Below are 12,266 nucleotides of genomic sequence, written 5' to 3' on the forward strand. Positions count from 1 at the left end.
TTCGGTGGTCATAGCGTTAGGGAAACGCCCGGTTACATTCCGAACCCGGAAGCTAAGCCTTTCAGCGCCGATGGTACTGCAGGGGGGACCCTGTGGGAGAGTAGGACACCGCCGAACAAATATTGAGCCTCGGCCCCCAGTTCCGACTGGGGGCCGAGGCTTTTTTGCGTTTCCCGGCCTTTCGGCCGGGCACGCTCAGTTCTGCTCGGCCGCCTGCGTCAACTCGATGTCCAGCGACTCGCGGCGAATTCGCTGGTCGATGTAGAGCAGAGTGACCGAGCCGGCACTGATCGGCAGAGTGAACATCGAGCCGATGACCGCACCGACACCGGTGATGATGAGGAACGTCCAGCTGGGGTTGCTGTCGGAGTTGTAGAAGGACGCGAAGGACTCGTTCGTGAATGCCGCCGACAGCAGAGTGAACGGCAACTCGATGATGGCCGACGCGATGTAGGTGATGACGATGGTCAGGAGCTCGATTCCGAGCACACGCCACCAGGCGCCGCGGACGAGCTTGGCCGAGCGCTTCATCGCGCCCACAATGCTCTGGTTTTCCAGCATCAGCGCCGGCGGCGACAGACTCAGCAGAATCCACAGCCAGACCATCAACACCAGGCCCGCACAGGCGCCGAGCGCGGCCAATGCCGCACCGCCGCTCGACGAACCCGCCGCAGCGACAAGGACGCCCGGCAGCACGGCGACGACCAGTACCGCGATGTAGAGGAAGACGAGCAGGAACGAGAGGCCGATGAGCCGGCCCACGCGAGGACGGGCCTCGCGCCATGCTTCGCCGACCGTCACTGTACGGCCCAGCACCGCGCGGCTGGTGACCAAGGTCAGCATCGCCGTGGCGGTGAGCACACCGAGCGCGGCGATGACGACGGTGATCCCAAGTCCCGCGTATGCGTCCCGGAGCGCATGCAGGACGTCATGCGTGCTCGGGTGGTCGTTGTTCTCGATCTTCTTGATGCTGCTGTTGTCGGTGAACAGGCCCTGGACGATGACCGCGATGGCCTGCGTGACGAGGGCGACGGCGAAGGTCACGCCGAGGATGGCCCGCCAGTGGCGTCGAAGCGTACCGATGGAGCCGTTGAGGATTTCACCGACGTCCAGGGGGCGCAGTGGAATGACGCCGGGTTGGAGGGCGACCGGCCTACTCCAGGGGCCTTGCTGCTGCCAGCCGTTGGGTGCGGGAGGGCCGCCCCAGCGTGGTCCGCCCTGCGCCGGGGGCAGCGGAGGGCGGCTGCCCTGCGGCGGTGTCCAGCGGGCCCAGCCGGCGGTGTTGGCAGGCGGCTGCTGAGGGGACCAGCCGGGGTGCGTACCAGGATGTTGCGGCATGGTTTGCGGCGGTACGGGCGGCTCGGCGGCCTTGCCCTGCTCAGGGAGTTCGGGCGTCGCCGACGGGGCGGGGTCGGGACCGGTGCCGCCGTCCGGCTCGGGGGAGTCGGAGGGTCCGGGCGTCGTCGAGCCCGGAGTGTTGGTCATCGGAGGTTGCCCCTCTTCGTGTTGCTCGGCTGGTTCAAGCCGCCATCGTGCCATGGGCTGACTTCAACACGGCCTGGCAGGGCAGACTGAGAGATATGGGTGATCACATCACGCGAGCTGAGAACGGCTTCATTCCCGCGTTGCGATGGGAGGAACCGCCCGAGGGGCCGGTGCTGGTATTGCTCGACCAGACCCGACTTCCCCAGGAGGAAGTGGAGTTGGCCTGCACGGACGTGCAGGGGCTGGTGGGCGCGATCGGCTCGCTCGTCGTGCGGGGTGCGCCCGTGCTCGGACTGGCGGGTGCGTACGGTGTCGCGCTGGCGGCGGCGCGCGGCTACGACGTAGAGGACGCGGCCGAACTGCTGGCGCAGGCGCGTCCGACAGCGGTCAACCTCGGGTACGGAGTGCGTCGGGCGCTTGCCGCGTACCGCGAGGCCGAGCCGGAGCAGGCGGCGGCTGCCGCGCTCGCCGAGGCGCGCGCGTTGCACGCCGAGGATGCCGCGGCGAGCGACGCGATGGCGGGGCATGGCGGGCAGCTGCTGGCCGAGTTGGTGCCTGGTGGTGGCTACCGGGTGCTCACGCACTGCAACACGGGCGCCTTGGTGTCGGGCGGCCAGGGCACCGCTCTCGGTGTGGTGCTGGCCGCTCACCGGGCCGGGGAACTGCGGCGGTTGTGGGTGGACGAGACCCGGCCGCTGCTCCAGGGCGCGAGGTTGACCGCATACGAGGCCGCGCGGGCAGGGATGCCGTACACGCTGCTCGCGGACAGCGCGGCGGGTTCGCTGGTCACCGCGGGCGAGGTCGACGCGGTTTTGGTGGGCGCGGACCGGATCGCGGCGGACGGTGCCACGGCGAACAAGGTGGGCACCTACCCGTTGGCGGTGCTGGCGCGCCACCACCATGTGCCGTTCATCGTCGTGGCGCCGACGACGACGGTCGATCTGGAGACGCCGGACGGCACGTCGATCGAGGTCGAGCAGCGGCCGACCAGCGAGGTGACCGACCTGGCGCCGTCACCGCTGGGCACCCAGGCGTACAACCCGGCTTTCGACGTGACGCCACCGGAGCTGATCACGGCGATCGTGACGGAGAACGGGGTGGTCTCGCCGGTGACAGCGGAGACGCTGGCTGCCGTGTGCCAGTAGGGCCACCCGGTAGCGGTGTGCAGGTGCAATGATGCCGCGGCCCCGGACCAGAACCGCCCCTCCACCAGCGACGATGCGCAGGGGGAGGGGCGTTGGCATCCGCGGATGACATCAGTCCGGCCGTACGATCAGTCGGCCGTGCGCTGGATGGTGAGGCCGGCGGCGTTCTCGGAGAAGATCCCGGATCTGTAGTTGGCGGGAGAGCGGACTGCCGATGCGAGGGGGCTGGATAGGCTGCCCGCCATGACTGAGTTTGGAATCGTCGCTTGGCCACCTGCCCCGATCAGGACCGCGCGGCTCCTGCTCCGTGAGCCCGAGGCCCGGGACCGTGCGGCGCTGGTCGAGCTGCTCGCTTCGCCCGAGGTGGGTACCTACATCGGTGGCTCGCGACCGCGTGCTGAGCTTGAGCGTGCGTTGCCTGAGACGCCCGGGAGGCGTCCCGGCCTATTCGTGGTCGATCTCGATGGGGCGATGATCGGCACCATCGAGCTCAACCGGCGCGATGAGGAGCATCGGAGTCATGTCCGTCCGGATACCGGGGAGGTCGAACTCGGCTACCTGTTCCTGCCAGAGGCGTGGGGGCACGGGTACGCAGCCGAGGCGGGCGCGGCGGCGCTCGGTTGGTTCGCCGGCGCGCTTCCCGGCGAGCCGGTGGTGCTCTGCACCCAGACCGCCAACAGCCGCTCGATGCGTCTTGCGGAGAAGCTGGGGTTCACCGAGGTGGAGCGGTTCGAGGAGTGGGGCGCCGAGCAGTGGTTCGGCATGTGGTCCTCGGACACGTCGTCCGGTTGAGCTCGCGCGTGCCAGTGCGGCGGATCGACAGAGGCACCGAGCGGTCGTCGACCTCGGCGCAGTGCTTGACCTCGTCGAGCACGTCGGTGGGCGGCTCGCCGGGCATCGCCGGCAATGTGGTCGCCAGTAGAGGTGTCACGTAGCTCGTGACCGCGCCATACTGGCCGCATGATCCAGGGCGCGGCCCTGGGACAGCGTGACCTCCATAGCTGACATCAACGGCTCCGGAACCCGCTGGACAACCACGGATAGCCGTGGACATTTGACCCTGGCCCGTGACCTCGATCACGGAAGGTCACGGGAACCGATATGCAAATGGGATGATGGTCGGTATGAAGGGACGAGTCCTGGTCGTCGACGACGACACCGCGCTGTCAGAGATGCTTGGCATCGTGCTGCGTGGAGAGGGTTTCGAGCCGTCGTTCTGTGCTGACGGTGACAAGGCGCTCGCTGCTTTTCGGGAGGCCAAGCCGGATCTGGTGCTGCTGGATCTGATGCTGCCCGGAAGGGATGGCATCGATGTGTGCCGGCAGATCCGGGCGGAGTCCGGCGTGCCGATTGTGATGCTCACGGCGAAGAGCGACACGGTGGATGTGGTGGTCGGCCTGGAGTCCGGGGCGGATGACTATGTGATCAAGCCGTTCAAGCCCAAGGAACTGGTGGCGCGGGTGCGGGCGCGGTTGCGGCGTGCTGAGGAGCCGACTCCTGAGCAGCTTGCGATCGGGGACCTGCTGATCGACGTCGCCGGGCACTCGGTGAAGCGCGGCGGCCAGCCGATCGCCCTGACACCGTTGGAGTTCGATCTTCTGGTCGCGCTTGCCCGTAAGCCGTGGCAGGTGTTCACGCGTGAGGTGCTGCTGGAGCAGGTCTGGGGCTATCGCCACGCGGCGGACACGCGGCTGGTGAATGTGCATGTGCAGCGGCTGCGATCGAAAGTGGAACAGGACCCCGAGCGCCCGGAGATCGTCGTGACCGTCCGCGGTGTCGGCTACAAGGCAGGACCGGGCTGAGATGTGCGCGTCGTACGAGCGTGAGCGCCTGGAGAGCCGGCTGGCAGATCCGATGCAGGGGCTGCTGCCGGTGATTCGCTCGTTCGTGCGCTGGGCGCGGCGTCCGCTACAGCCGGCGATGCGGCTGTGGCGGCGCAATCTTCAGCTCCGGGTGGTCGCCTTCACGTTGCTGATGTCGGTGGGTGTCGTGCTGCTGCTCGGCTTCGTGGTCATCGGGCAGGTGCAGAACGGGCTGCTCGACGCGAAGGAGAAGGCCGCGACGAACCAGGCGACCGGCGGTTTCTCCATCGCGCAGGACATGGCGGACAAGGGCAGCCAGACACAGCAGACGTCCGGTTCCGGTGCGGCGCAGGGGCGGGTCGACTCGGGCACGTGGCTGAACAGCCTGGTCCAGCAGTTCGCCAGCGGCGGTAAGGGCGTGTACTGGATCGTCGCGCTCAGCCCTGGGCGGGGCGACGATCCACCCTTCGCCGGGGGCAGCGCGGGCAGCGTGCGCGGACCACGTGGCTCCGGCAGCGTGCTGCCGGACGAGAGCATCCCGAAGTCGCTGAGCGATGCGGTGCGCAGCCATCCCGGTGCGCTCAAGCAGTACACGATGGTCAAGACCGACGACGGTCACACGCCGCGGCCGGCGCTGGCTGTCGGCAAGCGGCTGACGGACATCAACGGGAACACGTACCAGTTGTACTACCTGTTCCCGTTCGACCAGGAGGAGAAGACCCTCGGGCTGGTCAAGGGCACGCTGGCCACCGCGGGGATATTCGTGGTGGTGCTGCTCGGCGCGATCGCGTGGCTGGTGACACGGCAGGTGGTCACACCGGTGCGGATGGCGGCCGGGATCGCCGAGCGGTTGGCGGCCGGGCGGCTCCAGGAGCGGATGCAGGTCACCGGGGAGGACGACATCGCCCGGCTCGGCGAGTCCTTCAACAAGATGGCGCAGAACCTCCAGGTCAAGATCCAGCAGTTGGAGGCCCTGTCGCGGATGCAGCGCCGCTTCGTCTCCGATGTGTCGCACGAGCTACGGACACCGTTGACGACGGTGCGGATGGCGGCTGACGTCATCCACGACGCGCGTACGGACTTCGATCCGGTCACGGCGCGCTCCGCGGAACTGCTGCAGAACCAGTTGGACCGCTTCGAGTCGCTGCTGTCCGACCTGCTGGAGATCAGCAGGTTCGACGCCGGTGCCGCAGACCTCGCCGCGGAGCCGATAGACCTGCGGGACGTGGTGTGCCAGGTCGTAGACGCCGCCGAGCCCCTTGCCGACCGCAAGGGCACCCGGGTGATCATCCGAGGTGACGCGCAGCCGGTGATCGCGGAGGCCGACGCCCGCCGGGTGGAGCGCGTGCTGCGCAACCTGGTGGTCAACGCGATCGAGCATGGGGAGGGCCGTGACGTGGTGGTGCGGCTGGCGACGGCCGACGGTGCCGTCGCGGTAGCGGTGCGGGACTACGGGGTGGGCTTGAAGCCGGGTGAGGCGACTCGGGTCTTCAACCGCTTCTGGCGGGCGGATCCGGCGCGGGCGCGTACCACCGGCGGTACGGGGCTCGGCCTCTCCATCGCGGTGGAGGACGCACGGCTGCACGGCGGGTGGTTGCAGGCGTGGGGCGAGCCGGGCGGCGGCTCGCAGTTCCGTATGACGCTTCCGCGCACCGCGGGGGACAGCCTGCGCGGTTCGCCGATCGCGCTTGAGCCCGACGACTCGCGTCGTAACCGGGTGCTGAACTCCTCGGGTCTGCCGGCCAAGGCGGGGGCGCCCGTGCCGGTGCCCCGTACGGGCGGGCCGGGCAGTACTTCAGGCGACGGTGTGGTGGTGCGGCAGGCCACCGCGCGTGGACCGCAGCTGCCGTCGATGCCGCTGGTGCCCAAGGCGTCGCCCCGGCCGCCGACCGCGGACCCCGCGGCGCTGCCGGGCAGTGGCGCACGTGTCGTGGAGCGTAGGGAAACCATGCGGGAGGACGACGTCTGATGGGTGTGATGGGGGGCGGCCGGGGTCGGCTGCTGCGGCGCGGGCTGCTGCCGCTGTTCGCCGTGCTGCTGTTGGCCGGCTGCGCCTCGATGCCCAGCAGCGGCGAGGTTCGCAAGGTCAGCGAGGGCCAGCGCGCGGACTCCGACTCGCAGGTGCGGGTCTTCGGCATCCCGCCGAGTCCGGGTGAGAGCGCCTCCGACATCGTCAACGGATTCCTGGAAGCGACCACCAGCAGCGAGCTGGACTTCGTGACCGCGAAGAAGTACCTGACGAAGCAGGAGAAGAAACGCTGGAAGCCGGACACGGGGATCACCGTGTTCTCAGGGGAACTGGCCCCTCGCGAGGTGGGCGGCAACGGCCGCAAGGAGGGCTACACCACGGTCACGCTGTCGGCGACGAAGGCGGCGGTGGTGGACACCAAGCACGCCTACCAGCCGGACCACGGCGCGTTCAGCACGTCGTTCCACCTGGTCAAGGTGAACAACCAGTGGCGCATCGACGGCCTCGAGAACGGCTTGGTGCTGTCCGACCTGGACTTCCAGCGGATATACCACTCGGTGAACATGTACTACTTCGCCCGGCTCGGACCGGACGAGCATCCGGCCGGCGGTAGCAGCAACGCGACACTGGTCGCCGATCCGGTGTACCTGCGGATCCAGAACGACCCGCTGATGTCGACGGTCTCGGCGCTGCTGGGCGGGCCCACGGACTGGCTGTCGCACGCCGTCACCACCGCGACACCGGCCGGGACGCTGCTGGAGGACAAGGGCCCGGACCACGGGGTGTCGCTGGACGATTCGCAGCAGCTTCAGGTCCGGCTCGACCACACCGCCGACGGGCTGCACGGACAGCGCTGCACGGAACTGGCAGCACAGCTCTTCGCGACCGTCCAGGCACAGGCGTCCGCGCAACTGGCGTCGGCCGAGGTGGACCACGCGGACGGTTCCACCGCGTGCAAGCTGCCGAGCGGGGAAGCCCAAAGCTATGGCCCTGAGAACCTGGTCGGCGCCAACCCGCGGCCTTACTTCCTCGAAGCCGACAGCCAGCACCGGCTGCTGGAGCTGACCGACGACGAAAAGGGCAGCACGCCGAAGGCGACGCCGGTGCCCGGACCGTTCGGCTCCAGCAAGGCGTACCTGGACTCGGCGGCGGTGCGCAGAGATCAGGAGGCGGCCGCGGGGGTGCGCTCCGACGGCCGCGAACTGGTGGTCGCATCGCTCGTCGCCGGACAGACCTTCGGCAAGCCGGTGGTGACCAGCAAGGTCAAGGATGGGCTGAGCGCGCCGAGCTGGGACGGCTTCAATGACCTGTGGGTGGCTGATCGCGATCCGGACGCTCCGAAGCTGATGGTGCTGCCCAAGGGCACCGGCGAGCCGATCGAGGTGCCGGTGCCGGACCTCGACGGGCGGATCCAGTCGCTGCGGGTGGCCTCGGACGGGGTGCGGATCGCCCTGGTGGTGCAGCAGGGCAGTGGCACCCGGCTGATGCTCGGCCGGATCGTCCGGGAGGGCACTGCCCAGCACCCGGAGTTCTCGGTCAACAGCCTGCGCTCCCTGACCCCCGCGGGAGAGCACATGACTTCCGTGTCATGGGCCGGTGCCAGCAAGCTCGTGGTGCTCGACACCGAGCCTGGCGGAGCACAGCAGATCGAGTACATCAGCTCGGACGGATCGGCCGGGTCTCTGCCGCAGGGCGTCAGCGAGGCCACGTCCGTCGCCTCCTCTGAGAACCAGACGACGCCCCTGCTCGCCTCGTACAACGGCAAGGTCTACGAGCTGCCCACCGACGCGAACTGGAAGCAGGTCTCACCGAAGGGCAGCAACCCCGTCTACCCGGGCTGACCTGCGGCGATCAAGTTATCCACAGACACGAATGAGTGACTGGCAGCGGGCTTGGCGCAGGGCGCAAAGTTGAGTCATGCGGGGCTGGTGGAGGGAGATCACCGGGTTGGTCCTCCCGGTGGACTGCGCGGGTTGTGGGAGCCCGCGGACGGAGTTGTGCGAGCGGTGCCACGGGCTGCTGGGCGGAGCGGCCACGGCGCGGCGCGTACGTCCGTCACCCGAGCCACCAGGGCTGCCACCGGTCTACGCGGCGGGCCGGTACGGGGACGAGGTGCGGGCCGTCGTCCTCGCGCACAAGGAGCGGGGTGCCCTGGGCCTCGCCCGGCCGCTGGGTGAGGCACTGGCGGGAGCGGTCGTCCGGGCGACCGGTCCCATCAGCGCACTGCCCGGCCTCGCAGCCCCGCATGCGGTCGGCCACCGCTGGAACCTGCCCGGACGGGCTCCAGCGGCAGCCGGTGCCGATCACGGGTCCCGCCCTGGCCTGTGGCCGGTCCACCACGGCCTGGAGGCGCCCCGCACCGCCCTGCGAGGCACTCCCGGGCCACCGGTACCGCGACCGGCGCCGCAGGCCGGTCCGCTGCTGCTGGTGCCCGTACCCTCCGCTCGCCGGGCGGTTGCCCAGCGGGGGCACGACGCCACCGCCCGGATCGCCCGGGCGGCGGCCCGGGAACTGCGACGGCAGGGCGTGCAGGCCCGGACGGCGACCGTGCTGCGGCAGCGGCGACCGGTAGCCGACCAGGCCGAACTGGGTGCGGACGGGAGGCTGGCGAACCTCTCCGGCGCGATAGCGGCCGTGGGCAGCGCCGTACCGCTGCTGGCGGCGGCCCCGGTCGTGCTGGTGGACGACCTCATGACCACTGGGGCGTCACTCGCGGTGGCCGCCGGTGCCGTGGCTGCGGCCGGCGGCTGGGTCGCCGCCGCCGCGGTGGTTGCCGGACCACACGATTCTCGGATCGACTGATTTGCGCATCAGTGCAGGTGGCCCGGGTTGAGATTCACCCGAACGGAGGTAAGCCTGCGCTGAGGATGCCGAGATACACACTCCGGGACTATGTTCGGGAGAGAGGGAAGCGAACACCGGGGGTGTTGATCTTCCCTGTGGGGCAGAAGGAGGTGAAGGCCGCAGCTTCGCGGTATCCGGATCGAGCCGGGTGGCGAAGCGGCAGCTAACGCAGCGCCGGCAGGGACTGGCACCCGCGCCGGCCTCATGAAAGGGATTGCCCCTGGTCACGGGGGCGGTCCGGAACGGAGTTCTGCGTGGACATCGTCGTCAAAGGCCGCAAGACCGAGGTGCCCGAGAGGTTCCGGAAGCACGTGGCCGAGAAACTGGACAAGATCCAGAAGCTCGACGGCAAGGTGATCAGCCTCGACGTCGAGGTGTCCAAGGAGCTCAATCCCCGGCAGGCCGACCGCAGCGACCGGGTGGAGATCACGCTGAACACCCGCGGCCCCGTGGTCCGCGCAGAGGCTGCCGCCGCGGATCCGTACGCCGCGCTGGATGTGGCGGTGACGAAGCTGGAGGCACGGCTGCGGAAGGCCGCGAGCAAGCGGCACACCCGCCGGGGCAACGGCCGCACGCCCGCCGCCGAGGTGGGCGAGAGCGTGCCGGGCGCCGCGCGGATCAACGGGGACGGCATGCTCGTCGCCGACCAGTCGGTTGACGGAGAAGTGCCCACGACCCGGTTCGGGCCGCTGGAGGTCCACGGTGAAGGCCCGCTCGTGGTCAGGGAGAAAACCCATGCCGCGGCACCGATGGCGCTGGACCAGGCGCTGTACGAGATGGAGTTGGTCGGGCACGACTTCTACCTGTTCGTCGACAGCGAGACCAAGCAGCCGAGCGTGGTCTACCGACGGCAGGGCTACGACTACGGCGTGATCCATCTCAACGCGGACGAGTCGGGTGCCGCGTCTCCGGCCGGGGCCGGTGACGCGCTGCACCACGGTGTCTGACCCCGCGGGCTCGGGAAGGGCCGGCGGCACGTAAAGGAGCGTCGAATGCCCCTGGGTGCGTCCCGGGGGCATTCGAGCGCGCCGGGACGTGAAATGCTGGGCCAGTGGTCAACTCTGGTCTGAGGGGGAGGAATTGATGCCGGACTTCGAGCACGGGGCGACCGGCGAACGAGGCCCGGTGCTGTACGGCGAACCGTCCGGTCCGCCTCGTGCGGAGCCGATTCGGGTACTCGTCGTCGACGACCACGCGCTGTTTCGGCGGGGCCTGGAGATCGTGCTCGCGCAGGAGGAGGACATCCAGGTCATCGGTGAGGCCGGAGACGGCGCCGAGGCTGTGGAGAAGGCCGCCGACCTGCTGCCGGACATCGTGCTGATGGACGTCAGGATGCCGCGCCGCGGGGGAATCGAGGCGTGCACCTCGATCAAGGAGGTCGCACCCAGCGCCAAGATCATCATGCTGACGATAAGCGATGAGGAAGCCGACCTCTACGAGGCGATCAAGGCCGGCGCGACGGGCTACCTGCTCAAGGAGATCTCCACCGACGAGGTGGCGACCGCGATCCGGGCGGTCGCCGACGGGCAGTCGCAGATCAGCCCTTCGATGGCGTCGAAGCTGCTCACCGAGTTCAAGTCGATGATCCAGCGCACCGACGAGAAGCGGCTGCTCCCGGCGCCCAAGCTCACCGATCGCGAGCTGGAGGTGCTCAAGCTGGTGGCCACCGGCTTGAACAACCGGGACATCGCCAAGCAGTTGTTCATCAGTGAGAACACCGTGAAGAACCACGTGCGCAACATCCTGGAGAAGCTCCAGCTGCACTCCCGCATGGAGGCCGTGGTCTACGCGATGCGGGAGAAGATCCTGGAGATCCGCTAGCCGCGGGCGAGGGCGGCGGTCAGAGGGGCGCGCAGGGACTCGGGCAGGACGCGTTCGGCCCGAGTCCGGGTGCAGCCGACCCAGCCGGCGGCCTCGGTAAGGGCGTCCGCCGCGGCCTGGACGGCCTTGGGACCGTCCAGGGTGATCTGCCGTGCGACCAGGGTCTGCCCCTCCCGGGCGGGGTCCACCCGGCCCACCAGCCGGCCGCCGGACAGCAGCGGCATCGCGAAGTAACCGTGCACCCGCTTCGGCTTGGGCGTGTATGCCTCCAGGCGGTGGGTGAAGCCGAAGATCCGCTCGGTGCGCGGGCGGTCCCAGATCAGGGAGTCGAAGGGCGACAGCAGCGTGGTGCGGTGCCGGCCGCGCGGCGGTGCGGTGAGCGCGACCGGGTCGGCCCAGGCGGGCTTGCCCCAGCCCTCGACCTCGACCGGGACCAGCCCGGTGGAGTCCAGCACCGCTGTGACCTGCTCGCCCTTGAGGCGGTGGTAGTCCGCCAGGTCCGCCCGGGTGGCGACGCCCATGGCCGCACCCGCCTGCGCGACCAGGCGCCGTACGCACTCGGTGTCGTCGATGTCGTCGTGCAGCAAGTTGTCCGGCACGGCGCGCTCCGCGAGGTCGTAGATGCGCTTCCAGCCGCGGCGCTGCGTGCAGACGACCTCGCCGGTGTCCAGCAGCCACTCCACCGCGATCTTCGTCTCGGACCAGTCCCACCACGGGCCGCCGTTCTTCGCGCCGCCGAGTTCCGTGGAGGTCAGCGGGCCGTCGATCTTCAGGCGGTCCAGCACGGCCGCGCTGGAGCGCTCGGCGTCCTCGAGGACGTGCCAGCGGTGGCCGCGGGCACGGCGGGACCGGCGGCGGAAGGCGAAGTGCGGCCACTCCTCGATGGGCAGGATGCAGGCGGCGTGCGACCAGTACTCGAAGGCGTGGCCGTCGGACCAGTACGCCTCCTCCACCACGTCGCGGCCGACCGCGCCCAACCGCGCGTACGGGATCAGCTCGTGAGATCGGGCCAGCACCGAGATGGTGTCGAGTTGGACCGCGCCGAGCGACCGCAGCACGCCCCGGGTGCCTGCCCGCCGGTCCGGCGCACCCAGGAAGCCCTGCGCCCGAAGGGCGATCCTGCGGGCTTCGTCGGCGGACAGGGTGAACTCGGGTGACGGCAGGAGAGTCATGACGGCCAGCGTAGAACCGGCCACTGAC

10 protein-coding genes and 1 rRNA gene are annotated in these 12,266 nt (G+C 69.6%); 9 read left to right on the plus strand and 2 right to left on the minus strand.

Annotated elements, in window-relative coordinates:
- Window positions 1-117 (plus strand): 5S ribosomal RNA (gene rrf, locus AC13HU_RS19045).
- Between the two features lie 78 nt (window positions 118-195).
- Here rrf and AC13HU_RS19050 read toward each other — a convergent pair.
- Window positions 196-1,485, minus strand: a complete 1,290-nt coding sequence (locus AC13HU_RS19050; RefSeq protein WP_483043099.1) for a DUF7847 domain-containing protein — start codon at window positions 1,483-1,485, stop codon at window positions 196-198.
- Between the two features lie 95 nt (window positions 1,486-1,580).
- Here AC13HU_RS19050 and mtnA point away from each other — a divergent pair, with 95 nt between their 5' ends.
- From mtnA to AC13HU_RS19090, 8 genes are all read left to right on the plus strand, one after another.
- A complete protein-coding gene (mtnA, locus tag AC13HU_RS19055) occupies window positions 1,581-2,630 on the plus strand; it encodes an S-methyl-5-thioribose-1-phosphate isomerase (protein WP_483043100.1) in 1,050 nt (349 codons plus the stop codon).
- A 243-nt stretch (window positions 2,631-2,873) separates the two neighbouring features.
- Window positions 2,874-3,422, plus strand: a complete 549-nt coding sequence (locus AC13HU_RS19060; RefSeq protein WP_483043101.1) for a GNAT family N-acetyltransferase — start codon at window positions 2,874-2,876, stop codon at window positions 3,420-3,422.
- A 320-nt stretch (window positions 3,423-3,742) separates the two neighbouring features.
- Window positions 3,743-4,432: an MtrAB system response regulator MtrA gene (gene mtrA / locus AC13HU_RS19065; RefSeq protein ID WP_202233941.1), complete on the plus strand. Its 690-nt coding sequence runs from the start codon at window positions 3,743-3,745 to the stop codon at window positions 4,430-4,432.
- Between the two features lies 1 nt (window position 4,433).
- Window positions 4,434-6,401: an MtrAB system histidine kinase MtrB gene (gene mtrB / locus AC13HU_RS19070; RefSeq protein ID WP_483043102.1), complete on the plus strand. Its 1,968-nt coding sequence runs from the start codon at window positions 4,434-4,436 to the stop codon at window positions 6,399-6,401.
- Entirely contained in the window at window positions 6,401-8,242 is a 1,842-nt protein-coding gene (locus AC13HU_RS19075; RefSeq protein ID WP_483043103.1) for an LpqB family beta-propeller domain-containing protein, read from the plus strand. The genes mtrB and AC13HU_RS19075 overlap by 1 nt, the downstream gene beginning before the upstream one ends.
- A 76-nt stretch (window positions 8,243-8,318) precedes the next feature.
- Window positions 8,319-9,203: a ComF family protein gene (locus AC13HU_RS19080; protein ID WP_483043104.1), complete on the plus strand. Its 885-nt coding sequence runs from the start codon at window positions 8,319-8,321 to the stop codon at window positions 9,201-9,203.
- Between the two features lie 296 nt (window positions 9,204-9,499).
- Window positions 9,500-10,192 (plus strand): ribosome hibernation-promoting factor, HPF/YfiA family, encoded by a 693-nt coding sequence (gene hpf, locus AC13HU_RS19085; RefSeq protein ID WP_483043105.1) that lies wholly within the window; start codon window positions 9,500-9,502, stop codon window positions 10,190-10,192.
- A gap of 136 nt (window positions 10,193-10,328) precedes the next feature.
- Window positions 10,329-11,066, plus strand: coding sequence for a response regulator (locus tag AC13HU_RS19090; protein WP_483043106.1), 738 nt, complete (start codon window positions 10,329-10,331; stop codon window positions 11,064-11,066).
- Here AC13HU_RS19090 and AC13HU_RS19095 read toward each other — a convergent pair.
- A complete protein-coding gene (locus AC13HU_RS19095) occupies window positions 11,063-12,238 on the minus strand; it encodes a winged helix-turn-helix domain-containing protein (RefSeq protein ID WP_483043107.1) in 1,176 nt (391 codons plus the stop codon). The two genes, AC13HU_RS19090 and AC13HU_RS19095, sit on opposite strands and share 4 nt — an antisense overlap.
- Between the last annotated feature and the right edge of the window lie 28 nt (window positions 12,239-12,266).

It is taken from the genome of Streptomyces sp. NH27 (assembly GCF_056859195.1).

What these genes read in the sequence shown, in the direction of transcription:
- AC13HU_RS19095 (WP_483043107.1), bottom strand. Translation starts at nt 12,238, where the DNA reads ATGACTCTCCTGCCGTCACCCGAGTTCACCCTGTCCGCCGACGAAGCC.
- AC13HU_RS19060 (WP_483043101.1), top strand. Translation starts at nt 2,874, where the DNA reads ATGACTGAGTTTGGAATCGTCGCTTGGCCACCTGCCCCGATCAGGACC.
- AC13HU_RS19080 (WP_483043104.1), top strand. Translation starts at nt 8,319, where the DNA reads ATGCGGGGCTGGTGGAGGGAGATCACCGGGTTGGTCCTCCCGGTGGAC.
- mtrA (WP_202233941.1), top strand. Translation starts at nt 3,743, where the DNA reads ATGATGGTCGGTATGAAGGGACGAGTCCTGGTCGTCGACGACGACACC.
- AC13HU_RS19090 (WP_483043106.1), top strand. Translation starts at nt 10,329, where the DNA reads ATGCCGGACTTCGAGCACGGGGCGACCGGCGAACGAGGCCCGGTGCTG.
- AC13HU_RS19075 (WP_483043103.1), top strand. Translation starts at nt 6,401, where the DNA reads ATGGGTGTGATGGGGGGCGGCCGGGGTCGGCTGCTGCGGCGCGGGCTG.
- mtnA (WP_483043100.1), top strand. Translation starts at nt 1,581, where the DNA reads ATGGGTGATCACATCACGCGAGCTGAGAACGGCTTCATTCCCGCGTTG.
- AC13HU_RS19050 (WP_483043099.1), bottom strand. Translation starts at nt 1,485, where the DNA reads ATGACCAACACTCCGGGCTCGACGACGCCCGGACCCTCCGACTCCCCC.
- mtrB (WP_483043102.1), top strand. Translation starts at nt 4,434, where the DNA reads ATGTGCGCGTCGTACGAGCGTGAGCGCCTGGAGAGCCGGCTGGCAGAT.